This is a genomic window from Streptomyces lasiicapitis, from assembly GCF_014646335.1.
GTDB lineage: Bacteria > Actinomycetota > Actinomycetes > Streptomycetales > Streptomycetaceae > Streptomyces > Streptomyces lasiicapitis.
The window spans coordinates 329,588-353,500 of sequence record NZ_BMNG01000013.1; the positions used below are offsets into that span (position 1 = coordinate 329,588).

Below are 23,913 nucleotides of genomic sequence, written 5' to 3' on the forward strand. Positions count from 1 at the left end.
CGTGTACTCCGTGCTCTCCGGGCGCGAGGCGGAGGCGTCGTCGCCCCCGCGGGATATCGCGCTGATCACGGGACAAGGCTATCGCCCCGCACCGGGAAGTCGTCATGAGCCGTATGTGTACAAAACCAGGGGTCGAATTTTGACAGTCTGCACAGTCCGAGTACGGAGGCGGTGTGCGGATCCGGCCACGCGGGCGCCAAATATGCCCCCCGGGCTGGGCGGACGTCCCCAGCCGTGGCCCGGCGAGATGCCGCCTCGCCGTGGGCGGAGCGGGACGCCCCCTTGGCAAACGGGGCGGCGCGATGCACGTTGAGCGTGACGGAACGCACGTTGAGCGTGCAGGACCGCATCGCGCTCGACCGACTCGGGGAGCGAACAGCCATGGCAGCCAAGATCCTGATCGTCACCGGTGACGCGGCGGAGTCGCTGGAGGTCCTCTACCCCTACCAGCGCCTGCGCGAGGAGGGTTACGACGTCCACATCGCGGCCCCCGCCCGCAAGAAGCTCCAGTTCGTGGTGCACGACTTCGAGCCGGGCTTCGACACGTACACCGAGAAACCGGGCTACACCTGGCCCGCCGACCTGGCCTTCTCCGAGGTCGATCCGGGGCAGTACGTGGCCCTGGTCATCCCGGGCGGGCGCGCTCCCGAGTACCTCCGGGGCGACCCCGAGCTGCGCAAGATCCTCAAGTCCTTCTTCGACGCCGACAAGCCCGTCGCCCAGATCTGCCACGGCCCCCTGCTCACCGCGGCCATCGGCAGCCTCGCGGGCCGCCGCGTGACGGCCTATCCGGCCCTGGAGATCGACATGCAGACGGCGGGCGCCACCTTCCAGGACGCGGAGGCGGTGGTCGACGGCACGCTGGTCTCGTCCAGGGCCTGGCCGGATCACTCCGGGTGGATGCGCGAATTCTTGACCGTGCTGCGGTCGAAGGCTCCGGTTACGTGAGCTGAGGCTTTCCGGTACGCGGTGCGGGCCGGAAGGCCCGCGCTCACGCCACCAACCGCTCCGCGGTCTCCACGGCCTCGTCGAGGCTGTCCACCACGGGCACCCCGGCGACTTCCAGGCTGGCCCGGCTGTGCGACCCACCGGTGTACAACACGGCCCGGGCCCCCACATGGGCGGCAGCCCGGGCGTCGTCGACGGCGTCCCCGATGACAACGACCTGCTCGGCCGCAACCCCGGCCAACTCTCCGAGATGCCGGACCATCCGCTCGGCCTTCCCGGCATGGGACGCATCCGTACGCCCGTCGATCCGCACGAACCGCTCAGCGATCCCGTGCCGCCGCACCAACGGCACCAGATGCTCGTGCGGCGCGAGCGACAACAACGACTGCGTACGCCCCTCGGCCTGCCGCAGCGCGAGCAGCTCCGCCGCCCCCTCGACAAGCCCGCACGCGTCCACCCGCGTCCCATAGTGCTTGTGGAAGACGGCGTCCATCACGAGCCACTCGTCCTCGGTGGGCAGCCGCCCCATCAGCCGCTTGTAGAACAACGGCACCGGCACGCAGTACAGCTCCCGATACCGCTCCAGCGTGATCGGCTCCAGCCCGATCTCCAGGAACGACGCGTTCGTGGCCCCGATCACCGCGTCGATGTCGTGCAGAAGTGTCCCGTTCCAGTCCCATACGATGTGCGCCCCGCGCTGCTGCTTCCCCATGCAACGACGGTACCCGGCCCCACCGACAATCCGTCCGGCAGCGGCATCCGCCCGGGCCCTGACCAGGGCGTGGGCGTGAGCATGGGCGTAAGCGTAAGCGTGGGCGTGGGCCCCGCCTAGGCTCCCGGCCCGACCAGGTTCGGGATCTCCTGCGTGGCGTACCAGAGCAGCTCGTGGTCCTCGGCCCCGTCCACGACGAACTGGGCGTCGTCGTCCCCCTGGTCCGCCGCCCCCAGCGCGTCCGCCGCCGCGGTGACGTCCGCCTCCGCGTCGTCGGAGTCGACGTGCACCGCGGCCGCCTTGGCCAACGGCAGCGCGACGGTGACCCGCACCTCGCCGAGCGCCCCCCGGTCGAGCCCCCGGTCGGGATCGGCGACGGCGGTCCCGTCGGGAACGTCGGCGGCGAGGACGACCCGCCGCCGCGCGGTCCCCGGCTCACCGGCGAGCATCCGCAGCGAGGCGAGCGCCGCCCGGTTCAGGGCCGCGTACTCCAGCTCCTCGAGGTCGTCGGAGACGTACCACTCGCGCAGCGCGGGCGTCACGGCGTACGCGGTCATCGGCCCGGGACCCAGCTCACCGGCCTCGTGCGCCTGCGCGAGACGGGGCAGTGTCAGGGGTACGTACACGCGCATGACTGGCCGCTTTCGTAGTTCGCCAAGGCTCCCGGGAGTGGCCTCCAGGACTCCCGGGACGGGCCTTCAGGATACGTGCGCGCGTCCCCCTTCGAGGTGCCGCCCGCCACGACGGCCCCGTCCACTCCGGTACGCCCCGTCACCCTCCCGTCCCGCACGGGCACGGGCCCCGGAGCACCCCCGATCACCGTGATGAGTGAACCGCCCGACGGCCCCCGGCACCCCTCCGAAACCGTTGCGGCGCCCGCCCCCGCGGCCGTACAAGATCCCCAGCAGGAAGTTACCCATCGGTATCCCGCGGCCCGGAACGGAGATCCCCATGCACCGCCCCCCGACCAGCCTCCGCAAGATCATGACCCGCCCCCGCCGCCCGGCGGGCACCCGCGCGGGCGACACCCACCCTGCCGGACCCCACCCCGCCGGACCCCGTCCCGCCGGCCACCGTCCTGCCGGCCACCGTCCCACCGGACCACGCCCGCCCGCGGGCCGCCCACCCGGCCGCCAGGACCCGCGCCGCCCCAGCGGCTCACGGCCCCGGCGGATCCCGGCCCAGCCGCCCCCGCACCCGGCCGAGCTCTTCACCGAGCTGCTGCTCCTGGTGCTCAGCGGCCAGCGCCCCGTGCACGCCGTCGCCCGTCACATCGCCCACACCGCGTACGACGACCTGGTCCGCCTCGCCGAACTGCTGCCGCTGCGCTCCGTGGGCGGCCACCGCCCCGCCGTACTACGCGTCGGCCACTACGAGGTACGTCCCGGGGTCTTCGAGGTCTTCGCCCGCGTCGGCGCGGGTCCGGCCCTGCGGGCGCTGGCGTTCCGCCTGCACCAGGGCGACGACGAGCGCTGGCGCTGCACGGCGGTGGAGGTGGCCTGACCGTCCGCCCGGCAGCATCGCCCCGGCCGTCCCGCGGACAACGCGAAGGGCCGGACACCACCCGGTGCCCGGCCCTCACTCACATCCTGCGCGCGGCGCTACTTCTTGCGGCGCCGCCCGCCCTTCTGGGCCTTGCGCCGCTCCGCGCGGGTCATGCCGTCGCCGGACGCCGTCGTCTCGCCGGACGGCTGGTCGGAGGTCGTGAAGTCGCCCTCGTCGACACCGCCCTCGGCGTTCGGCGCCTGGAAGTGCAGGCGGTCGGGGCGCTGCGGGGCGTCGAGGCCCTTGGCGCGGATCTCCGGGCGGCTCGCACCGGCCGGCACCGCGTCCTGCACGCCGTCCTTGGACAGCGAAGGCGCGGAGTCCGACACGGGGACCTCCTCGACCTGCTGCTCGACCTGGACCTCCAGGTTGAACAGATAGCCGACGGACTCCTCCTTGATGCCGTCCATCATGGCGTTGAACATGTCGAAGCCCTCGCGCTGGTACTCGACCAACGGGTCCTTCTGCGCCATGGCACGGAGGCCGATGCCCTCCTGGAGGTAGTCCATCTCGTAGAGGTGCTCGCGCCACTTGCGGTCGAGGACCGACAGGACGACCCGGCGCTCCAGCTCACGCATGATCTCGGAGCCGAGCTGCGCCTCGCGCTCCTCGTACTGCTGGTGGACGTCGTCCTTGATGGCCTCGGCGACGAACTCGGCGGTGAGGCCCGCGCGGTCGCCCACCTCGTCCTCGAGCTCCTCGACGGTGACCTTCACCGGGTAGAGCTGCTTGAAGGCGCCCCACAGCCGGTCCAGGTCCCACTCCTCGGCGAAGCCCTCGGCGGTCTCCGCGGAGACGTACGCGTCGATGGTGTCGTCCATGAAGTGCACGATCTGCTCGTGCAGGTCCTCGCCCTCCAGGACACGACGACGCTCTCCGTAGATGACCTCGCGCTGGCGGTTGAGGACCTCGTCGTACTTGAGGACGTTCTTGCGCGTCTCGAAGTTCTGCTGCTCGACCTGGGACTGCGCGGAGGCGATGGCGCGGGTGACCATCTTGTTCTCGATCGGCACGTCGTCCGGGACGTTGGCCATGGCCATCACGCGCTCGACCATCTGGGCCTTGAACAGGCGCATCAGGTCGTCGCCGAGCGACAGGTAGAAGCGGGACTCGCCGGGGTCGCCCTGACGGCCGGAGCGGCCGCGCAGCTGGTTGTCGATGCGGCGCGACTCGTGCCGCTCCGTACCGAGGACGTAGAGACCGCCGAGGTCGACGACCTCTTCGAACTCGGCGCGCACGGCCTGCTCGGCCTTCTCCAGGGCGGCGGGCAGCGCGGCCGCCCACTCCTCGACGTGCTCGACCGGGTCGAGGCCGCGCTGGCGCAGCTCGGCCTCGGCGAGGTCGTCGGGGTTGCCGCCGAGCTTGATGTCGGTGCCTCGTCCGGCCATGTTCGTGGCGACGGTGACGGCGCCCTTGCGGCCGGCCTGGGCGATGATCGGCGCCTCACGGTCGTGCTGCTTGGCGTTCAGGACCTCGTGCTGGACGCCGCGCTTGGAGAGCTGCTGCGAGAGGTACTCGGACTTCTCGACGGAGGTGGTGCCGACCAGGATCGGCTGGCCCTTCTCGTGCTTCTCCGCGATGTCGTCGACGACGGCGGCGAACTTGGCGACCTCGGTGCGGTAGATCAGGTCCGACTGGTCGGCGCGGATCATCGGCCGGTTCGTCGGGATCGGGACGACGCCCAGCTTGTAGATCTGGTGGAACTCGGCGGCCTCGGTCATGGCCGTACCGGTCATGCCGCAGAGGCCGGGGGTTTCCTTGCCCTCGTGGTCGTGGCGCTTGTAGAGGCGGAAGAAGTTCTGGAGGGTGATGGTCGCCAGGGTCTGGTTCTCGTCCTTGATGTCCACCCCTTCCTTCGCCTCGATCGCCTGGTGCATGCCCTCGTTGTAGCGGCGGCCGGCGAGGATACGGCCGGTGTGCTCGTCGACGATCATGACTTCGCCGTCCATGACGACGTAGTCCTTGTCGTTCTTGAACAGTTCCTTGGCCTTGATGGCGTTGTTCAAGTAGCCGACGAGGGGGGTGTTCACCGACTCGTAGAGGTTGTCGATGCCCAGCCAGTCCTCGACCTTGGCGACGCCGGACTCGTGGATGCCGACGGTGCGCTTCTTCTCGTCGACCTCGTAGTCCCCGGTCTCCTCGATGCCCTTGAGGGGCTCGCCGGGCTTGCCCTTGGTGAGGCGGGTGACCAGCTTGGCGAAGTCGCCGTACCACTTGGTGGCCTGGTCGGCGGGGCCGGAGATGATCAGCGGCGTACGCGCCTCGTCGACGAGGATCGAGTCGACCTCGTCCACGATCGCGAAGTTGTGGCCGCGCTGGACCAGCTCCTCCTGGGACCACGCCATGTTGTCGCGGAGGTAGTCGAAGCCGAACTCGTTGTTCGTGCCGTACGTGATGTCGCAGGCGTACATCTCGCGGCGCTGGGCGGGCGGCATGTTGGCGAGGATGCAGCCGACGTCCAGGCCGAGGAACTTGTGGACGCGGCCCATCATTTCGGAGTCGCGCTCGGCCAGGTAGTCGTTGACCGTGATCAGGTGCACGCCCTTGCCCGAGAGTGCGTTCAGATACGCGGGCAGGGTGCCGACGAGCGTCTTGCCCTCACCGGTCTTCATCTCCGCGACATAGCCGAGGTGCAGGGCGGCGCCGCCCATCATCTGCACGTCGTAATGACGCTGGCCGAGGACGCGCTTGGCGGCCTCGCGCACGGTCGCGAATGCCTCCGGCAGGAGGTCGTCGAGCGTTTCGCCGTCGGCGTAGCGCTCCTTGTACTCGGCGGTCAGCGCGCGCAGCTCGGCGTCGGAGAGGACGGTGAAGTCCTCTTCGATGGAGTTGACCTGGTCCGCGATGCGGTGCAGCTTGCGCAGGATCTTGCCTTCGCCTGCACGCATGATCTTCGAGAGGACGGACACGGGGGTTGGTCTCCTTGCCGGTCGGGCCTGGCACGGTCGGTTTTACTCGTCGGGCAACGGCCATCGTATGCGAGGACCCGGCCGCCCCGGGAGGTGTGCCAGTACGTCAACGGACAGGCACCCGCGAAGGTGCCGCTTCCACCCCGGTATTCCTGGCCTCCCGACCCCCGCACACCCCCTCCGACCCCCCGCCCCACAAGGCGCCACCCGCTGCTTGAGGTGCCCTCCCCCGCCCTCCCCCGGACAAACCGCTGGCGTCATTTCGTCCGCCCCAAGCAGAATCAGCCGATGGAGCCCGTCACCCTGACCACCGAGCGCCTGCTGCTGCGCACCTTCACGCCCGACGACACCGACGAGGTGTACGCGGCCTGCCAGGATCCCGAGATCCAGCGCTGGACCACGATCCCCTCGCCCTACTCGCGCGCGGACGCCGAGGGTTTCATCAGCCGCATGGTCCCGGACGGCTGGCGCTACGACACCGAGTACACCTGGGCGGTGCGCCCGCGCGGGGGCGGCCCGTTGCTCGCCGCGACGAGCCTGCACCACCCGCGCGCGAGCGCCTGGGAGATCGGCTTCTGGACCGCCGGCGAACACCGCGGCCAGGGCTACATGACGGAGGCCGTCCAGGCCCTGGCCCACTGGGCCTTCGAACGCCTCGGCTGCACCCGCCTGGAATGGCGCGCGGAAGTCGGCAACAGAGGCTCCCGCGCGGTGGCGGAAAAATCCGGCTTCACCATGGAAGGCACCCTCAGAGCAGCCCTGCTCAACAAGGGCACCCTCCGCGACTGTTGGGTAGGAGCCCTACTCCCCACAGACATAGCCCTCCCCTCCCACCAGCCCTACCTACCGGCCCCCGAACGCCCCTGACCCAGACGTTCCAAGCCGCCCATTCCAGCCCCTCCGACGCACAACACCCACCCCCACCCAGCCCGTCCGACACTTGACGACGAGCCGCAGGAAATAGCCCGTCCGGCGTTTGAGGACGAGCCGCGGAGCGGCGATTCGACGGAGGCCCGTCCCACCCGCACAGGACACCCGCCCCGGCGGGAGCCTGTCCCACCCACCCGGCAGCTGGGGTCCAGGGGGCGCAGCGCCCCTGGTTTCGGGAAAGGGGCGGGCCTGGGGCGCACCGCGAGGCCCCACCCACCCGCGCCCAAACCCGAACCCCGCGCCCACCCCACCCTCAGGCCCACCCCCACACCCACCCCCACTGTCAGACCCTCCCCCTATCGTTCCGACCATGACGAAGAGCATGCCGCGCCCCGAGACAACCCTCTCCGCCCCCGAGGCCCGCCGCATCGCCCTACGGGCCCAGGGCTTCCTGGGCGCCCCGGACCGCAGGTCCGGAGTCCGAGGCGTGCTCCGCCACCTGGGCGCCGTCCAGCTGGACACCATCTCCGTCCTGGCCCGCTCCCACGAACTGATCCCCTACGCCCGCCTGGGCGCGGTAGGCCGCAAAAAGGTCGAGTCGGCGTACTGGACGACGACCCCCGAAGGCGCGCCCCCGGCGCCCCCGCACGCCTTCGAATACTGGTCCCATGCAGCCTGCATCCTCCCCATCGAGGAGTGGCCCCACTTCGCCTTCCGCCGCCGCGCGTACCGCGCCCGCCCCCACTGGGGCCACGACCTCCCGGACGGCGCGTACGACCAGGTGATCAAGCAGCTCCGAGCCGAAGGCCCCCTGACGGCCACCGAGTTGGGCGGCGCGAAGAACAAGGGCGAGTGGTGGGACTGGTCAGACTCCAAGATCGCGGTGGAGCGCGCGCTGATGTACGGCGAGGTGGTGTGCACCCAGCGCCGTTCCTGGAAGCGGGTGTACGACCTCGCGGAGCGAGCGATCCCCGACACCCTGCTGCACGACGACCTGGACGACGCGGAGTGCGTACGCCGCCTGATCCGCCTGGCCGGCCAGTCCCTGGGTGTCGGCACGCGCGCGGACATCGCCGACTACCACCGCCTCAAGGGCGAGCAGTTCGACGCGGCGGTCGTGGACTCGGGCCTGGTCCCGGTGACCGTCGAGGGCTGGGACAAGCCCACCTGGGCGGACCCGGAGGCCCTGGCCACACCCCCGCGCGGCCGCCACCGCACGACGCTCCTGTCGCCGTTCGACTCCCTGATCTGGGAGCGTGCGCGCACGGAGCGGATCTTCGGCTTCACCCACCGCCTGGAGGCGTACGTCCCCAAGCCGAAGCGGGTGTACGGCTATTTCGCGATGCCGGTGCTCGCCGGCGGCAACCTGGTCGGCCGCGTGGACCCGGCCCGCGAGGGCCGCACCCTGGTGGCCAAGCAGGTGTCCCTGGACGGCCCCAAGGCGGTCCCGGCCGTGGCCCAGGCACTGCTCGAAGCAGCCCAGTGGGTGGACTGCGACTCCGTTCGCGTAGAACGAGTGGACCGCCCGGAACTGACCGCAGACCTGATCCGCGCCCTGAACTGACACCACCCGGGACGCGTCACCGGATCTCGAGAATCTTCTCCCGCATCGCGTACACCACCGCCTCCATCCTGGAGTGCAGCTGCAGCTTCTCCAGGATGTTGCGCACGTGGTTCTTCACGGTGTTCTCGGAGATGAACAGTTCCTTGGCGATGTCCCGGTTGTTCATCCCCGTGGCGACGAGCTTGAGGACTTCCAGCTCCCGGTCGGTCAGCCGGGGCGCCGGCACCAGCCGCCGCTCGTCCGTCCGCTGGATCATCGACTTGAACTCGGTGAGCAGCTTCGAGGCCATCGACGGACTGATCTGCGACTGCCCGTCGGCCACGGCACGGATGGCGGTGGCCACCTCGTCCGTGGAGATCTCCTTGAGGAGGTAGCCGGTCGCCCCGGCCTTGATCGCGTCGTAGAGGTCCGCTTCCTCGTCGCTGATCGTCAGCATGATGATCTTCGCGCTGGGGGCCACCTCCTTGATGGAGGTGCAGGCCTCGATGCCGCCGCGTTTCGGCATCCGTACGTCCATGAGCACGATGTCCGGCAGCAGGTCAGCGGCCTTGTCCACCGCCTCGGCGCCGTCGCCGGCCTCCCCCACCACCTGGATGTCCTCCTCGGCGGCGAGGACGATCTCCAGGCCGCGGCGGAAGAGCGCGTGGTCGTCCACGACGAGGACCCTGATGGGTTCCTTGCGCGGGGCGCCCGCGTCCGTGCCGATGCCGATGCCGTCACCGGCATCTTCGCTCCGCATCGGTCCGAAGCTGTCCGCCATCGTTCCTCCCCCTGAAGGCCAGGGCCCGTCTCTTGCCTTGGCTGCACCAACCCTGGGCAGAGTCAAGCGGGTTGGGCCGTCGCGCCCATGATTCCATGCCCGGCCCCCAAGTCGTGCCCGCAGTGGTCGCACGGGGGTGCCCCTGGGGGCGCACACGCGCTCCAGGGGCACCGTCCAATGCGCTCCGCGAGGGTGCGTCAGCCGCCGAGGGCGCTGCCCCCGCCCGCCGAATCCGGTTGGGTGACCATAGGGTCGGTGTTGAGGCGGATGACGCCGTAGTCGTAGGCGTGCCGTCGGTAGACGACGCTGGGTTCCTTGGTCTCGGAGTCGACGTACAGATAGAAGTCGTGTCCGACCAGTTCCATCTCGTACAGCGCCTGGTCGAGGGACATGGGTGCCGCGACGTGCGTCTTCTCGCGGACCACGAGGGGGCCTTCACCCTGGATCTCCAGGGAGCCGATCCTGGTGGTGGGCACGCCTTCCGGCTCCTCGTCACGGCTCAGGCTGCCGTCCCCGTTGAGATGCGCCGCCTCTGGGACGTGGGCGGCCACTTCGGCGGCGGTGAGCCTGCCGTTGCCGCGCCGGTTGTGCCGCTTCTCGTGCTGCTTGCGCAGTCGTGCCTCGAGCTTGGCGGTGGCCAGGTCGAGCGCCGCGTACTGATCCGATGCCGAGGCTTCCGCACGGATCACGGGTCCACGCCCACGGACGGTGATCTCCACGCGGTCGGAACGGTCGGCCTGACGCGGGTTGGTTTCCTTGGACACCTCGACGTCGAGGCTGATCACCTTGCCGTCGAGCTTCTGGATCTTCTCCAGCTTCAGCTTCTCGGCCACGTGCTTGCGGAACCGCTCGGGCACCTCGGTCTTGCGGCCCTTGACGACGATGTCCACGCAGAACTCCGTTCCCGGATTGCTCCGCTGCTTCGGCGGAGCTTCTCCCTCTTGCACCAGGCCCCGGAAACTCCCGGAGCCTCGGACTCGGTGACTTCCACCTCCTCCTCCCCCGTGGACAAGATCTCCACCCCACCGGCCTCGGGTGATTCAGAAAACCCATGGGCCGGCAATCCGATATGCGAGGGGCGCTGTCCGCCGTTCCTCACAACCGAACATATCTCGCCCGGACGGATGTCGTCACCCTCTACTGACACGTACCTCCATTCGGGTGGATAAGCCCTCTCACTACCTGCAACGATGAAAGTTCTCGGTCAGTTCCGGTTTATTTCGAAAGAGGCCGGAGTAGCGGCGACAACTGCGGCGTGGATGATGTTTACGCGGGCCAATGCGCTGGCCGCGCGCCTGTTCACGGCGACTTCCGCGCCGCCGCGCCCGCCGCCGCAGCTTGGCCGATTCCCCATCTGGCGCGCCGCCGCCATCTGTGCCTCCTGCCCGTCCCAGTCGTCCGTCCCACCTCCCTGCCGGTCACCTACCCGATGCACGCCACATACGCCTCCCACCGCTCTGGACGCCTCCGTCAGCGACGCCCCCGTCGTCATGAGGTCGTCCACGACGACGACCCGCCCCGCACCCCGCAACAGCCGTCCCGCACCGGCCACCACCTCCAGCGCGCCCGCCAGATTCGCCTGCCGCTGACGGGAGTTGAGCCCCGCCTGGTCCGCGACCGCACGCCCCTGCCGCAACGCGCACAGCACACTCACCGGCACCCCGGCACGCCGCAGCTCCCCGGCCGCCGCCAGCGCGATCCGCCGCACCGGGTCGTGCCCCCGCGACCGCACGGCCCGCCGCGCGGACGGCACGGGCACCAACAGCACGGGCCCGGCCGGGCCTTGACCCGGCGCCCTTTCCCGGCCTTCCCGCAGCGCGGCCCGCACCGCCCCCGCCAAGGCCTCGCCGAGCACCCCTGCCAGCGGCAGCGCACCCCGCTCCTTGTGCGCGAGCAGCACCGCCCGCACCGCGTCCCCGTACGGAGCCGCCGCGTGCACGACCGGCAGCCCCCGCGGCTCCGGAACCGGCCGCACCCTGCGCGGTGCCGCCCCGCACAGAGCGGCCCGGCACCCGGCGCACAGCGCCACGCGCGGCGTCCCGCAGCCCGCGCAGTCAGCCGGCAGCACCAGATCCGTGAGGTCCTGCCACCACCCCCGCATGTCTCCACTGTGCCAACGCGGACGCCCAGCGGCCACCCCTGTGGACAACCGCCTGTGGATAACCCCGAAAACCTCAATTGACCTGCGGAGAAGCACTGTTGAGGGGGCAAGCACGCAAGCGGCGCCGCGGGCAGGCGTGGGCGGCCGCGCCCAGATGGCGCGGCGCTGCCCCGCACCCGGGCCTCACCCGGGATGGACCGGCAACGGGCTGCTCACCGCGGCCCCCGGCCACGTCGCCGCCTCACCCGGGATAGACCGGCTTGGCCCCGTCCTTGACCACCGTCTGCCACTGCGCGCCGGACGGCAGCCGGACGATGCCGTCGTCCGAGTGGGCCACCAGCGGCTGCCGCTCGTCCTCGGACGCGGCGATCTCCTTCACGCCGGTGAGACCGGGCAGCGTCGCCCCCGTCCGCGCGGACCCGTCGCTCTGGACGTACCGCATCTGCTGCACACCGCCGGACTCGCGCCCCACCACCACGAGGCGGCTGACGCCCGCCCAGGACATGGCGGTGACCTCCTCCATCTGCGGGGCCGCCTCGAGCAGTTCGACGATGGAGATGTCGGGCTGCCCGCCCTTGCCGTCCGCCCAGTCGATCCGGCCGATCCGCAGCGACGTCTTGCCGCCCTTCTCCACGAGCAGCGCGACCCGCACCCCGTCGGCCGCGACCCGCACCGCCTCGATGTGCCCGTCCAGACCGGGAACGTTCACCTGCACCGGCTCGCCGGTGCCTTCCGAGAGCCACAGCAGCCGCGGCCGCTTCGGATCGCGGTCGGCCACCCACAGGTCGCCCCGCACGTCCCAACTGGGCGTCGAGAACCCGTCGGTCTCGGACTTCGAGCGGGACCGCAGCTCAGGGCCGCCGAGCGTGCCCTTGTTCACCAGCGACGCGGTGTAGAGCCTGCGCCCGTCGAGCGACACCCCGGCCCCGCGCTCCTCGTCGCGCGACACGGCCGCCGAGCGCAGCGGCTGCTCGCCCTCGCCGAACGGCCCGGTCACCGGCTCCGGCGCGGCATTGCTGCCCGTGTTTCCGGGCATCCGGACCAGGCGCTTCTTCTCCTTGTCGATGAAGTACTGGTACGCGGGGAGGTCCGCCGTGCTGTGCGGCGCGACGGTCTCGGCGCGGTCCTTGCTGAGCACGCACAGCTGCGAGCCGTTCCTGCGCTGCAGCTCCACCTGCTCGACTCCGGAGGCCGTCAGGTCCTGCAGCGTGAAGAGCAGTTGGGCGGCCATCTGCGTGCACAGGTCATGGCCCAGCGTGTCCGCGCGCGCGTTCAGCGGCACGACGAGCTTGTTCTTGTCGTCCGGAGTGAGCGACTTGGTGTCGGGGGCGAGCCCCGCGCCCCTGGGAACCGCCGTCCGTACCACCGGGTCGAGCCAGTTGGTGGGCCCGTCGAGCAGCGCCTTCACCGTCTCCGTCAGCGGATCGATGCGCTGGCGTACGTAGATGGGGTCCGCGACGAGACCCTGCTGCCTGCCGACCTGGCGGACCGTACCGAGGCCCTTCGGAGGCGCCGCGAAGTAGTACTTGTTGACGGCTTGGTAGTTCCGCTCGAAGTCGGACTCGCCGAGCACGACGCCCGCCGGCGGGACGTCGATGCGCCACACCCTGCCGTTCGGCCCGCTCTGCTGGGTGAGGTGGACGGCCTGGCGGTACGTCCTCGCGTCGGGCTTGTACGCGCGCTGCTCGTTCACCGTCGCGAGCCTGCGCCCGGTCAGCGCGTACGTACGCTCGCCCTCATTGTTGTTGCCCACGTTGTCCGCGACGGTGTTCGGGCCGTCCGCGAGCACCGTGGTGGAGCGCTCCGGGTGCCAGTTCTCGGACGCTTCCTTCGTGAGGTACTTGCGGGCGATCGCGAAGTCCGGATCGTCGCTGGTCAGCGCCTCGAGGAAGCCCTGGACGATGTCCACCGCGCCCGCGTCCTCGGGCGGCGGCATCGCGTACACGCGCACCTGGGACTGCGAATCGGGCCGCTGCGAGGCGTCGACCTTCTTCATGTTGCCCTCGTCGGGCATGGAGGCACACCCGGCGAGCAGCGCACCGCACGCGGCCAGCACAAGCCCGGCGCGCAGCGGACGCGTACGCCCCCGCCCTAGACCCTCAGCGCCCACGCGAGGCCTCCTCTTCCCTGCCCGTTACGGCATCCCGCCCAACCGAGGCGTCCCGCCCCACAGGGGCATCTCCACCCGCCGTGGCATCTGCACCCGCGAGGGCTTCCCCGTCCGTGTCCGCGTGGACCGCCGCGGCAGCCGGGGCTTCACTGCCAGCCCGGGTATCCACGCCCGCCCGCGTTTCCGCGTCCATGCGGGCTTCCGCGTCCACCCGAGCCTCCGAACCCACGTTCACGTCCGACGCGACCGAGTCCTCGGCCCCATCACCCCCGAGACGGCCGTCCACACGCCCCTCAGGAGCTTCCCGAACGTCACGGGCCCCGCGGGCCTCTCCGCCCGCGCCAAGCCCTCTGTCGGCCCCAAGCTCCACGCCCGGCCCGACCTCCGCCGCACCGTCCGCTTCCGCTTCCACGCCGGACCCAGGCACCGTCTCCGCCGGGAACTCCTCCCAAGCCTGCCGAGGCACCACCCGCGCCCCACTGCCCGGCAGGGCCGTGGGATCCACGTCCAGGGCCGCCGCGTGGGCCAGCCGAGGCGCGATGGGCGCCTTCGCGGGCACAGGCGGGGGCACCCGGTCCGGGGACGCCTGATGCGGCACCGTGGCCCGCTTCGTGCCGCCGCCGAGCGGCAGCCCCGCGTCGTTCAGGCCGCGGTGGCGTCGCGAGTCGTCGGGTTCGAGCGGTATCGGCGAACCCCGCAGCGGCTCGTCGGCCGTACGCGGCAGCGTGAGCCGGAACTGCGAGCCGCCACCCGGCTCGCCCCAGGCCTGGAGCCACCCGCCGTGCAGCCGCGCGTCCTCCAGGGCGATGGAGAGCCCGAGGCCCGTTCCGCCGGTGGTACGCGCGCGTGCCGGGTCGGCGCGCCAGAAGCGGCTGAACACGCGCGTGGCCTCGCCGGGCTTGAGCCCGACTCCGTAGTCCCGCACCGCGACGGCGACGGCGCCGCCCGCGACCGCGAGCCGCACCACCACGTCCTTGCCGTCGCCGTGCTCCACGGCGTTGACCACGAGGTTCCTGAGCACCCGCTCGACGCGCCGCGCGTCCGCCTCGGCGACCACGGGCTGCTGGTCGCCCACGACACGTATGTGCGTGCCCTTGCGCTCCGCCAGCGGCTCGGCACCGCCGACCACGCGGCGTACGACCTCGCGCAGGTCTATCGGCTCGGCCTCCAGCGCCGCCGCGCCCGCGTCGAAGCGGCTGATCTCAAGCAGATCGGCGAGCAGCGACTCGAAGCGGTCGAGCTGGTCGGCGAGCAGCTCCGCGGAGCGGGCCGTCACCGGATCGAAGTCGACGCGCGCCTCATGGATGACGTCGGCCGCCATCCGCACGGTCGTCAGCGGCGTACGCAGCTCGTGCGACACGTCGGAGACGAACCGCCGCTGCATCCGCGACAGCTCCTCCAGCTGCTGGATCTTGAGCTGGAGGTTGGACGCCATCTTGTTGAAGGCCTCACCGAGGCGCGCGATGTCGTCCTCTCCGGTGACCTTCATACGTTCCTGAAGGCGCCCCGCCGACAGCCGCTCGGCGATCCCGGCCGCCATCCGCACGGGCGTGACGACCTGGCGTACCACCAGCCAGGCGATGGCCCCGAGGAGCACCACCACGAAGAGGCCGGCGGTGGCGAGCGTGCCGCGCACGAGGTTCATCGACTCCTCCTCCTGCGTCAGCGGGAAGAGGTAGTAGAGCTGGTACGAGTCGCCGTTGAGGTCGCTCAGCTGCTTGCCGATCACCAGGCCCGGCTGCGACTCGCGGTGGTCGATGAAGTCGATGCGCGTGTTGCTCTGGTACGCCAGCGAACCGCCGTCGACCCGCTCGCGCAGGTCCACCGGCACGCTCTGGTTCGGGTCGACGCCTCCGGAGGCGCGCGGTCCGCGCACACTGCCGCTGTCGCTGGCGTTGGAGCTCAGCGTGACTACGTAGAAGGCGTTCTGGCCGCCGCTGGCGAGCTGCTCGGCCAGCTCGGACAGCCATACGGCGGCGTTCTGCGCGGTAGGACCGTCCGCGGCGTCGCCGCCCTGGGCGGCGGGCCGGTGGGCGCTGTTGGCCTGCTCCTGGGCGGCCCGGAAGCCACCGTCGGCCTGGCTCTGCGCCGCGTTGACCTTGGCCTTGAGCAGGCCGTTACTGACCGAGCTCATGACGACGAAGCCGAGCAGCAGCACCACGCCCAGCGACATCAGGAGCGTGGTGACGACGACCTTGAGCTGGATGTTGCGCCGCCACAGCCGCATCATCGGCAGCAGCGGACGGCGCACCCAGCGCGTGAAGAGCCGCAGCAGGGGGCTGCTGCCCTGCACGCCGCCCTGCAGCATCAGACCGCTGTCGACGAGCGCCCCGAAGCGGGGCCCGCGCCGCGGCGGCCGCACAGTCCGCCCCGGCCGCGCTCCCGGTTCGCCGGGCGCCGGAGAGGAACTGTCCCGCGACATGTCAGCTCGGTCCGGCCTTGTAACCGACGCCACGGACGGTCACCACGATCTCCGGCCGCTCGGGGTCCCGCTCGACCTTGGAGCGCAGCCGCTGCACATGCACATTCACCAGGCGGGTGTCGGCCGCGTGCCGGTAGCCCCAGACCTGCTCCAGGAGCACCTCACGCGTGAACACCTGCCACGGCTTGCGCGCGAGCGCGACCAGCAGGTCGAACTCCAGCGGCGTCAGCGCGATCGACTGCCCGTCCCGCTTCACGGAGTGCCCGGCCACGTCGATGACCAGGTCACCGATGGCCAGCTGCTCCGGCGCGGGCTCCTCGGACCTGCGAAGGCGCGCACGGATGCGGGCCACCAGCTCCTTGGGCTTGAACGGCTTGACGATGTAGTCGTCAGCCCCCGACTCCAGGCCGACCACCACATCCACGGTGTCGCTCTTGGCCGTGAGCATGACGATGGGCACCCCGGACTCCGCCCTGATCAGGCGGCACACCTCGATGCCGTCCCGTCCGGGCAGCATCAGGTCGAGAAGCACCAGATCGGGCTTGGCCTCCCGGAAAGCGGCCAGCGCCTTGTCGCCATCTGCCACGAACGACGGCTCAAAACCTTCACCACGCAGCACAATCCCGAGCATCTCGGCCAGTGCGGTGTCGTCGTCGACGACAAGGACTCGTCCCTTCATGCCTGACATCATCCCATTAGCTAATCGTTACCTGGCGTGACCTGGCACACAGCTCGGCGAGGCCCTCCGTTGTCACGGGTGAGACGACACCTTCCTCTGTGACGACGGCTGTCACCAACTCGGGCGGAGTGACGTCGAAGGCCGGGTTGTACGCCTGTGTCCCCAGCGGCGCCACGGGAATACCGCCTCCCACCTCGGCTCCCGCCGCCGACACGAAGGGCACTGTGACCTCCGTCACCTCATGACTGGCCCGCTGTTCGACCTCGATGGCGGCTCCGTCCGGGGTGTCGGGATCCACGGTCGTCACCGGCGCCACCACGATGAACGGCACATGGTGATAGCGGGCGAGGACCGCGAGCGGATAGCTCCCCACCTTGTTGGCCACCGAACCGTCGGCCGCGATCCGGTCGGCGCCGATCAGCACGGCGTCCACCTCACCGGCCGCGAACAGCGAACCCGCGGCGTTGTCGGTCAGCAGTGTGTACGGCATCCCGGAGCGCGCCGCCTCGTACGCCGTCAGCCGCGCGCCCTGGAGCAGCGGCCGCGTCTCGTCGACCCACAGCCTGCGCAGCCGCCCCTTGCGGTGCGCGGCCAGCGCCACCGCGAACGCCGTGCCCTCGCCGCCGGAGACCAGCGCCCCCGTGTTGCAGTGCGTGAGGACCCGGTGCCCGCCGCCGGGCATCAGTTCGTCGAGCAGCGCCAGGCCGTGCACCGCCATCCGCGCGCTGGCCTCGGCATCTTCCTTGTGCAGCGCCCGCGCCACGGCGAGCACCGACGCGGCCGCCTGTCGCCGGTCCGCGCCGCCTGCCACGGCCTTGCGGTGCGCCGCCTGTGCCCTGCGCGCCCCGTACGCCAGGTTGACCGCGGTGGGCCGCGCTCCCGCGAGCGCGTCGGCGGCCTCGTCCACGTCGAAGCCACGGGCCGCGGCGAGCGCGACGCCGTACGCACCGGCGATGCCGAGCAGCGGGGCCCCGCGCACAGCGAGCGTCCTGATCGCCTGGACCAGGCCGGGCGGGTCGGTGCACACCAGCTCCGACTCCTCACCCGGCAGCCGGGTCTGGTCGAGGAGGACGAGGACGGGCCCCTCCGGGGGATCGTCCCAGCGGATCGCGGGAATCGAGGGATGCGCGGAAACCGCCGCGACGTCGGGCGGCCGTACGGCCTCGCCGGATTGCGCGTACTGATCAGCCATCCGCCCAGTCTGCCCGCTACCCGACGGACAATAGAAGGTGCGCAGCCCATACGGCACACGGTCTCCGCGCCACCGCGCCTGGTCCTCGGGCAACCACCCCGTGGCACGATGGCTGCCAACCTGCCGCCGCGACCGCGGACGGGCACTGTGAAGGAGCGACGATGAACGACACTCCGGGCTGGGCCTCGCCCGGATCTGCCCCCTCCGACGGACACGACCCCGGCAAGAAGGGGTCCGACGAGCCCGAGGACCAGCCGAGTGACGGCCCGGGTTCGAAGTGGTCCAAGGAGCAGCCGCCGCCCGCCCAGTGGTCCGCGCCCAGCCCGCCCGCACCCGGCCAGAACCCGCCACCGCCCGTGCCTCCCGGCCAGGGCTGGGGTGGCGGTGGCGCAGGTGGCCAGGGCGGTCCCGGCGGACACGGTGGTCCCGGCTGGGGCGCCGGCCCGGGCGGACCCGGCGGTCCCTACCGCGGCTGGGGCGCCTGGCAGGGCCCGCCGGCCGCCGCCAAGCCCGGCGTCATCCCGCTGCGTCCGCTCGCCGTCGGCGAGATCCTGGACGGCGCGGTCTCCACCATGCGTACGCACTGGCGCACGGTCCTCGGCATCTCGCTGACCGTCGCCGTCGTCACCGAGGTCCTGGTCATCCTGCTCCAGGGCCTGGTCCTCAACGACGCGGCCGACACCGAGGCCCTCGACGACCCGAGCGCGTCCGTCGGAGAGGTCACGCGCGCGCTCTGGGACACGCTGCTCAGCTCGGGCGCCGTACTCGTCATCACCCTGCTCGGCACGATCGTGGCGACGGCCCTGCTCACGATGGTCACCAGCCGCGCCGTGCTGGGCAAGCCGGTGACCACGGCGGAGGCCTGGCACGACTCCAAGCCGCGGCTCGGGAAGCTGATCGGCCTGACGCTGCTGCTTCCGCTGATCGCCCTGGGCGTGGTCGCCGCGGGCACCCTGCCCGGCGTGCTGATCGCCGCTGCCGGTGCCACGGACGGCGGGGTCGCCCTCGCCGTGATCGGCGGCATCGCCGGCGGTGTCGTCGCCATCTGGCTGATGGTCCGCCTGTCGCTCTCCTCTCCGGCGCTGATGCTGGAGAAGCAGGGCGTGAAGAAGTCGATGAGCCGGTCCGTGAAGCTGGTCCGGCGCTCCTGGTGGCGCGTCTTCGGCATCCAGCTCCTGGCCGCGGTCATCGCGAACGTCGTGGCGTCGATCATCGTCATCCCGTTCACGATCATCGCGGGCGCGCTGAGCGGCGACAGCATCTCCAACGTGCTCGACGCCGGTGCGGGTGAGGTCGGCTGGACGTTCCTGATCGTGAGCGGCGTCGGCCAGGTGATCGGCTCCATGCTGACGTTCCCGATCACCGCCGGGGTCACCGTGCTCCTGTACATCGACCAGCGGATCCGCCGCGAGGCGCTCGACCTCGAACTCGCCCGCGCCGCCGGTGTGCCGGGCCACGGCGACTCCGACACCCCCGGCACACCGGGGAGTTGATGCGGTGACGCCGGCAGGGGCGGCTCTCGACACGCTCGGCGCGATCTCACGACTGCCACGCACCGGCTTCGGCGCGGCGCTGACGCTGCCCGTCACCGGGGACGAGCCTCCGGTGACGGTCCCGCGCGATCCCGCGCGGGAGGCGGCCGAGCGCGAGCTGTCCAAGCCGATGTACCACGAGAACGACCCGAGCCTCTTCCAGCGCGCCCTGAACCGCTTCTGGGGCTGGGTGGACGACCTGTTCAGCGCGGCTTCGGGCGCGGCTCCGGGCGGCACGGTCGGCCTCGTGGTCATCGTCCTCGCGGTGCTGGCGGTCGCCGCGGCCCTGTGGTGGCGCCTCGGCACCCCGCGCCGCGCCCCCGCCACCACCGCCGCGCTCTTCGACGACCGCCCGCGCAGCGCCGCGGAGCACCGCTCGGCCGCCGAGGCACACGCCGCCCAGGGCCACTGGAACCAGGCCCTCCAGGAGCGCATGCGGGCCGTCGTGCGCTCCCTGGAGGAGCGCGCACTCCTCGATCCGCGCCCCGGCCGCACCGCGGACGAGGCCGCCGCCGAGGCCGCCCGCCCCCTGCCCGCCCACGCGGACCGGCTGCACACCGCCGCCCGGGAGTTCGACGACGTGACGTACGGAGGCCGCACGGCCACGGAGTCGGCGTACCGCCAACTCGCCGACCTGGACCGCGACCTGGAGCGCACCAAGCCACTCCTGGCCACCGCGTCCCACGCCGCGTCGGACAGCGCCTCCTGGGGAGCCATCCGATGACGGATTCCCCCGGCACGCGCGACACGGCGACACCCGCACAGCCCACGTCCAGCACGACACCGACCGGCGCCCAGGCCACCCCGCCGACCGGCACGACCGGCACGACCGGCACTTCCGCCGAGCCGCCGACCGGCACCCCCACGCAGCCCGCCAACACCCCGCCCCCCGGCGCCCCGTCGACCTCGACCGCTCCCACGCCCCGCCAGCTCTGGACCCGCTCCCGCGGCATCGTCCTCGCCGTCGTCATCCTCCTGGCGGCCGCCGTCGCCATCGCGGCCGTCCGCTCCGGCGCCCAGCACGGCCGCCTCGACCCGCGCTCCGCCGACCCCTACGGCAGCCGTGCCGTCTCCGAGCTCCTCGCCGACCGGGGCGTGTCCACGCGCGTCGTCACCACCACCGAAGAGGCACGGTCCGCCGCGGGCCCCGACACCACCCTCCTGGTGGCCAACCCTGACCTCCTCACGGACCGCCAGCAGTCCCGGCTCCACGACGCCACCGAGGGCTCCGGCGGCCGCACCGTCCTGGTCGCCCCGGGCACCCCGTCGGTGTCGAGGCTCGCTCCCGGGGTCACCGCGGACGCCGCGACCAGCTTCGACTCGACGCTCTCGCCGGACTGCTCCCTGCCCGCGGCCCGCCGCGCCGGCTCCGCGGACGTGGGCGGCATCCGCTACGACACCCTCGTCCCCGGCGCCGAGGCCTGCTACCTCGACGACGGCCTGCCGAGCCTCCTGCACCTCCCGGCGACGACCGCGAAGGACGCCTCTCCGGAGACGGGCGACAACACGGAAGACTCCCAAGAGGACGCTCCGGAGAAGCCGGGCCAGACCCCCGCGCGGGGCAACACCGTCATCCTCGGCGCCCCCGACATCCTCCACAACGACCGCCTCGACGAGCACGGCAACGCCTCGCTCGCCCTGCAACTGCTCGGTTCGCGCCCGCACTTGGTCTGGTACCTCCCCTCGCTCTCCGACGACGCGGTCGACGACACCGCCGACGACAGCTTCTTCGACCTCATCCCGTCCGGCTGGCTCTGGGGCACGCTGCAGCTCACCGTCGCCGCCGTCCTCGCGGCCCTGTGGCGCGCACGCCGCCTCGGCCCCCTGGTCCCCGAGAACCTCCCCGTCGCGATCCGCGCCTCCGAGACCGCCGAAGGCCGCGCCCGCCTCTACCGCAAGGCCGACGCCCGCGACCGCGCCGCCGCGGCCCTCCGCTCGGCCACCCGCACCCGACTCGCCCCCCTCGTCGGCGTCCCCGCCGCCCGGGCCCATACGCCCGAGGCGCTCCTGCCCGCCCTGACCAGCCGTCTCCACACGCCCGGCCAGGACCCGCACCCCCTTCTCTTCGGCCCGCCGCCCGGCGACGACGCAGGGCTCATCGCCCTCGCCGACCAACTCGACGCCCTCGAAAGTGAGGTACGTACTTCATGATGGACCCGACCACTGACAACGCCGCGAGCTCCGACGGCGCCCGCTCCTCCCTGGAGTCCCTGCGCACGGAGATCTCCAAGGCCGTGGTCGGCCAGGACCCCGCCGTCACCGGCCTCGTCGTGGCCCTGCTGTGCCGCGGCCACGTCCTGCTCGAAGGCGTCCCGGGCGTCGCGAAGACCCTCCTCGTACGCGCCCTCGCCGCGTCCCTCGAACTCGACACCAAGCGCGTCCAGTTCACCCCCGACCTGATGCCCAGCGACGTCACGGGCTCCCTCGTGTACGACGCCCGCTCCACGGAGTTCTCCTTCCAGCCGGGCCCGGTCTTCACCAATCTGCTCCTCGCCGACGAGATCAACCGCACCCCGCCCAAGACCCAGTCGTCCCTGCTCGAAGCGATGGAGGAACGCCAGGTCACGGTCGACGGCACGCCGCGCCCGCTCCCCAAGCCGTTCCTCGTCGCCGCCACCCAGAACCCGGTCGAGTACGAGGGCACGTACCCCCTCCCCGAGGCCCAACTGGACCGTTTCCTCCTCAAACTGACGGTCCCTCTCCCCTCCCGCGAGGATGAGATCAACGTCTTGAAGCGCCACGCGGAAGGCTTCAATCCGCGCGACCTGCGCGCCGCCGGCGTACGCCCCGTGGCAGGCCCCGCCGACCTCGAAGCGGCCCGAGCGGCCGTCGCCAAGACCACCGTCTCGCCCGAAATCACCGCCTACGTAGTCGACATCTGCCGCGCCACCCGCGAATCGCCGTCCCTGACGCTGGGCGTCTCCCCGCGCGGCGCCACGGCTCTGCTCTCCACGGCCCGCGCCTGGGCCTGGCTGACGGGCCGCGACTACGTCATCCCCGACGACGTGAAGGCCCTGGCCCTGCCCGCCCTCCGCCACCGCGTCCAACTGCGCCCGGAGGCCGAGATGGAGGGCGTGACGGCCGACTCCGTCATCAACGCGATCCTCGCCCACGTCCCGGTGCCCCGCTGATGCCCGTCACCGGCCGCACCGCCCTCCTGGCCGCCCTGGGCTCCCTCCCGGTGGGCATCCTGGAACCCGGCTGGACAGGCATCCTCGCGGTCAACGCCCCCCTGGCCCTGGCCTGCGCCTGCGACTTCGCCCTGGCCGCCCCCGTACGCCGCCTCGTCCTGACCCGCTCCGGCGACACCTCCGTACGCCTCGGCGAGCCCGCAGACGTCCACCTCACCCTCACGAACCCCACCAACCGCCCCCTGCGCGCCGAACTCCGCGACGCCTGGCCCCCCAGCAGCTGGCAGCCCGGCACCGAAGTCACCGCGTCCAGGCAGCGATGGGACGTCCCGACCGGCGAACGCCGCCGCTTCACCACCCGCCTGCGCCCCACCCGCCGCGGCGACCACCAGGCCGACCGCGTCACGATCCGCTCAAGGGGCCCGCTGGGCCTCTTCACCCGTCAGGGCAGCCACAAGGTCCCGTGGACGCTCCGCGTCCTGCCGCCCTTCGCCAGCCGTAAGCACCTGCCCTCCAAGCTGGCCCGCCTGCGCGAACTCGACGGCCGCACCAGCGTGCTGATCCGCGGCCAGGGCACGGAGTTCGACAGCCTTCGCGAGTACGTTCCCGGCGACGACACCCGGTCCATCGACTGGCGCGCCACCGCCCGCCAGTCCTCCGTGGCCGTCCGCACCTGGCGCCCCGAGCGCGACCGCCACATCCTCCTGGTCCTCGACACCGGCCGCACCTCCGCGGGCCGAGTCGGCGACGCCCCTCGCCTCGACGCCTCCATGGACGCCGCCCTGCTCCTGACCGCCCTGGCCTCCCGCGCGGGTGATCGCGTGGATCTCTTGGCGTACGACCGCCGAGTACGCGCCCTCGTCCAGGGCAAAGCCGCGGGCGACGTCCTCCCCTCACTCGTGAACGCGCTGGCCACCCTGGAACCGGAACTCGTCGAGACAGACGCCCGCGGCCTCACCGCCACAGCTCTGCGCGCCGCCCCCCGCAGCTCGCTGATCGTGCTCCTCACCAGCCTCGAAGCGGCCCCCATCGAAGAGGGCCTGCTCCCGGTTCTCTCCCGCCTCACACAACGCCACACAGTCCTGGTCGCCTCGGTCGCCGACCCGTACATCACACAGATGGCGAAGGCACGGGGAACGACGGAGGCTGTGTACGACGCCGCAGCCGCGGCCCAGGCTCAGGCGGAACGCCAGCGCACAGCGGAACAGCTCACCCGCCATGGCGTCACGGTCGTCGACGCCACCCCCGACAACTTGGCCCCCGCGCTGGCAGACGCATACCTGTCGCTGAAAGCAGCCGGCCGCCTCTAGAAACAGAAAATGGAGAACGGGGAACGGAGAACAGGGGAACGCAAAAAAGCCGTATCCCCCGAGTCGGAACTCGGGGGATACGGCTTTATCAAGTTAAGTTCGGCGGCGTCCTACTCTCCCACAGGGTC

Annotated in this window: 19 protein-coding genes; 9 read left to right on the forward strand and 10 right to left on the reverse strand. The window is 71.7% G+C overall.

All coding sequences use genetic code 11. The annotated features are described in order from the left end of the window. Positions 1-381: 381 nt before the first annotated feature. On the forward strand, positions 382-948 hold the full coding sequence (locus tag IEY91_RS28690; RefSeq protein WP_164324377.1) for a DJ-1/PfpI family protein: 567 nt from the start codon (positions 382-384) through the stop codon (positions 946-948). A gap of 43 nt (positions 949-991) precedes the next feature. Here the strand turns inward: IEY91_RS28690 and IEY91_RS28695 are convergent, their stop codons facing one another. Together IEY91_RS28695 and IEY91_RS28700 are read right to left on the reverse strand one after the other, a co-directional pair. Beyond that, complete coding sequence (locus IEY91_RS28695; RefSeq protein WP_164324375.1) at positions 992-1,660, reverse strand: HAD family hydrolase; 669 nt, start codon at positions 1,658-1,660, stop codon at positions 992-994. Positions 1,661-1,776: 116 nt separating this feature from the next. Then, a complete protein-coding gene (locus IEY91_RS28700; protein WP_164324373.1) occupies positions 1,777-2,292 on the reverse strand; it encodes a DUF6912 family protein in 516 nt (171 codons plus the stop codon). A 319-nt stretch (positions 2,293-2,611) separates the two neighbouring features. On the opposite strand from IEY91_RS28700, the gene IEY91_RS42010 reads away from it, so the two are divergent. Next, complete coding sequence (locus IEY91_RS42010; RefSeq protein ID WP_229697279.1) at positions 2,612-3,163, forward strand: Rv3235 family protein; 552 nt, start codon at positions 2,612-2,614, stop codon at positions 3,161-3,163. A gap of 98 nt (positions 3,164-3,261) precedes the next feature. On the opposite strand, the gene secA is transcribed toward IEY91_RS42010, so the two are convergent. Further along, positions 3,262-6,114 (reverse strand): preprotein translocase subunit SecA, encoded by a 2,853-nt coding sequence (secA, locus tag IEY91_RS28710; RefSeq protein ID WP_189176206.1) that lies wholly within the window; start codon positions 6,112-6,114, stop codon positions 3,262-3,264. A 288-nt stretch (positions 6,115-6,402) separates the two neighbouring features. Between secA and IEY91_RS28715 the strand changes: the two genes are divergently transcribed. Beyond that, positions 6,403-6,981 carry a GNAT family N-acetyltransferase gene (locus tag IEY91_RS28715; protein ID WP_189176207.1) on the forward strand — a complete coding sequence of 193 codons (579 nt, stop codon included), beginning with the start codon at positions 6,403-6,405 and terminating at the stop codon, positions 6,979-6,981. A 373-nt stretch (positions 6,982-7,354) separates the two neighbouring features. Then, entirely contained in the window at positions 7,355-8,548 is a 1,194-nt protein-coding gene (locus tag IEY91_RS28720; RefSeq protein WP_189176208.1) for a winged helix-turn-helix domain-containing protein, read from the forward strand. A gap of 16 nt (positions 8,549-8,564) precedes the next feature. Here the strand turns inward: IEY91_RS28720 and IEY91_RS28725 are convergent, their stop codons facing one another. From IEY91_RS28725 to mtnA, 7 genes are all read right to left on the reverse strand, one after another. After that, the gene (locus tag IEY91_RS28725; protein ID WP_016645733.1) at positions 8,565-9,308 is read right to left on the reverse strand and encodes a response regulator; all 744 of its coding nucleotides are present in this window, start codon (positions 9,306-9,308) and stop codon (positions 8,565-8,567) included. A 197-nt stretch (positions 9,309-9,505) separates the two neighbouring features. Then, positions 9,506-10,198: a ribosome hibernation-promoting factor, HPF/YfiA family gene (gene hpf / locus IEY91_RS28730; protein WP_373288034.1), complete on the reverse strand. Its 693-nt coding sequence runs from the start codon at positions 10,196-10,198 to the stop codon at positions 9,506-9,508. A gap of 314 nt (positions 10,199-10,512) precedes the next feature. Beyond that, entirely contained in the window at positions 10,513-11,409 is an 897-nt protein-coding gene (locus IEY91_RS28735; protein WP_189176209.1) for a ComF family protein, read from the reverse strand. 241 nt (positions 11,410-11,650) lie between these two features. Beyond that, a complete protein-coding gene (locus tag IEY91_RS28740) occupies positions 11,651-13,519 on the reverse strand; it encodes an LpqB family beta-propeller domain-containing protein (RefSeq protein ID WP_164324363.1) in 1,869 nt (622 codons plus the stop codon). Next, the gene (gene mtrB / locus IEY91_RS28745) at positions 13,509-15,941 is read right to left on the reverse strand and encodes an MtrAB system histidine kinase MtrB (protein WP_189176210.1); all 2,433 of its coding nucleotides are present in this window, start codon (positions 15,939-15,941) and stop codon (positions 13,509-13,511) included. Before mtrB ends, IEY91_RS28740 begins: the two co-directional genes overlap by 11 nt. A gap of 1 nt (position 15,942) precedes the next feature. Then, positions 15,943-16,632 (reverse strand): two-component system response regulator MtrA, encoded by a 690-nt coding sequence (gene mtrA / locus IEY91_RS28750; protein ID WP_189176211.1) that lies wholly within the window; start codon positions 16,630-16,632, stop codon positions 15,943-15,945. Positions 16,633-16,636: 4 nt separating this feature from the next. Further along, entirely contained in the window at positions 16,637-17,812 is a 1,176-nt protein-coding gene (gene mtnA, locus IEY91_RS28755; RefSeq protein WP_189176212.1) for an S-methyl-5-thioribose-1-phosphate isomerase, read from the reverse strand. Positions 17,813-17,973: 161 nt separating this feature from the next. Between mtnA and IEY91_RS28760 the strand changes: the two genes are divergently transcribed. The 5 genes from IEY91_RS28760 to IEY91_RS28780 are packed head-to-tail and all read left to right on the forward strand — an operon-like array spanning position 17,974 to position 23,785. Next, positions 17,974-19,305 (forward strand): glycerophosphoryl diester phosphodiesterase membrane domain-containing protein, encoded by a 1,332-nt coding sequence (locus IEY91_RS28760; protein ID WP_189176213.1) that lies wholly within the window; start codon positions 17,974-17,976, stop codon positions 19,303-19,305. A 4-nt stretch (positions 19,306-19,309) separates the two neighbouring features. Further along, complete coding sequence (locus IEY91_RS28765) at positions 19,310-20,068, forward strand: DUF4129 domain-containing protein (RefSeq protein WP_164324359.1); 759 nt, start codon at positions 19,310-19,312, stop codon at positions 20,066-20,068. Next, a complete protein-coding gene (locus IEY91_RS28770; RefSeq protein WP_189176214.1) occupies positions 20,065-21,495 on the forward strand; it encodes a DUF4350 domain-containing protein in 1,431 nt (476 codons plus the stop codon). Before IEY91_RS28765 ends, IEY91_RS28770 begins: the two co-directional genes overlap by 4 nt. Beyond that, positions 21,495-22,475: an AAA family ATPase gene (locus IEY91_RS28775; protein WP_373288040.1), complete on the forward strand. Its 981-nt coding sequence runs from the start codon at positions 21,495-21,497 to the stop codon at positions 22,473-22,475. Before IEY91_RS28770 ends, IEY91_RS28775 begins: the two co-directional genes overlap by 1 nt. After that, the gene (locus IEY91_RS28780; protein WP_189176216.1) at positions 22,475-23,785 is read left to right on the forward strand and encodes a DUF58 domain-containing protein; all 1,311 of its coding nucleotides are present in this window, start codon (positions 22,475-22,477) and stop codon (positions 23,783-23,785) included. Before IEY91_RS28775 ends, IEY91_RS28780 begins: the two co-directional genes overlap by 1 nt. The last annotated feature ends 128 nt before the right edge of the window (positions 23,786-23,913 follow it).

Excerpts from the sequence above, each read along its gene's own strand:
- IEY91_RS28690 (WP_164324377.1), top strand. The coding sequence starts at position 382 with ATGGCAGCCAAGATCCTGATCGTCACCGGTGACGCGGCGGAGTCGCTG.
- IEY91_RS28695 (WP_164324375.1), bottom strand. The coding sequence starts at position 1,660 with ATGGGGAAGCAGCAGCGCGGGGCGCACATCGTATGGGACTGGAACGGG.
- IEY91_RS28700 (WP_164324373.1), bottom strand. The coding sequence starts at position 2,292 with ATGCGCGTGTACGTACCCCTGACACTGCCCCGTCTCGCGCAGGCGCAC.
- IEY91_RS42010 (WP_229697279.1), top strand. The coding sequence starts at position 2,612 with ATGCACCGCCCCCCGACCAGCCTCCGCAAGATCATGACCCGCCCCCGC.
- IEY91_RS28715 (WP_189176207.1), top strand. The coding sequence starts at position 6,403 with ATGGAGCCCGTCACCCTGACCACCGAGCGCCTGCTGCTGCGCACCTTC.
- IEY91_RS28720 (WP_189176208.1), top strand. The coding sequence starts at position 7,355 with ATGACGAAGAGCATGCCGCGCCCCGAGACAACCCTCTCCGCCCCCGAG.
- IEY91_RS28725 (WP_016645733.1), bottom strand. The coding sequence starts at position 9,308 with ATGGCGGACAGCTTCGGACCGATGCGGAGCGAAGATGCCGGTGACGGC.
- IEY91_RS28735 (WP_189176209.1), bottom strand. The coding sequence starts at position 11,409 with ATGCGGGGGTGGTGGCAGGACCTCACGGATCTGGTGCTGCCGGCTGAC.
- mtrB (WP_189176210.1), bottom strand. The coding sequence starts at position 15,941 with ATGTCGCGGGACAGTTCCTCTCCGGCGCCCGGCGAACCGGGAGCGCGG.
- mtrA (WP_189176211.1), bottom strand. The coding sequence starts at position 16,632 with ATGATGTCAGGCATGAAGGGACGAGTCCTTGTCGTCGACGACGACACC.
- mtnA (WP_189176212.1), bottom strand. The coding sequence starts at position 17,812 with ATGGCTGATCAGTACGCGCAATCCGGCGAGGCCGTACGGCCGCCCGAC.
- IEY91_RS28760 (WP_189176213.1), top strand. The coding sequence starts at position 17,974 with ATGAACGACACTCCGGGCTGGGCCTCGCCCGGATCTGCCCCCTCCGAC.
- IEY91_RS28770 (WP_189176214.1), top strand. The coding sequence starts at position 20,065 with ATGACGGATTCCCCCGGCACGCGCGACACGGCGACACCCGCACAGCCC.
- IEY91_RS28775 (WP_373288040.1), top strand. The coding sequence starts at position 21,495 with ATGGACCCGACCACTGACAACGCCGCGAGCTCCGACGGCGCCCGCTCC.
- IEY91_RS28780 (WP_189176216.1), top strand. The coding sequence starts at position 22,475 with ATGCCCGTCACCGGCCGCACCGCCCTCCTGGCCGCCCTGGGCTCCCTC.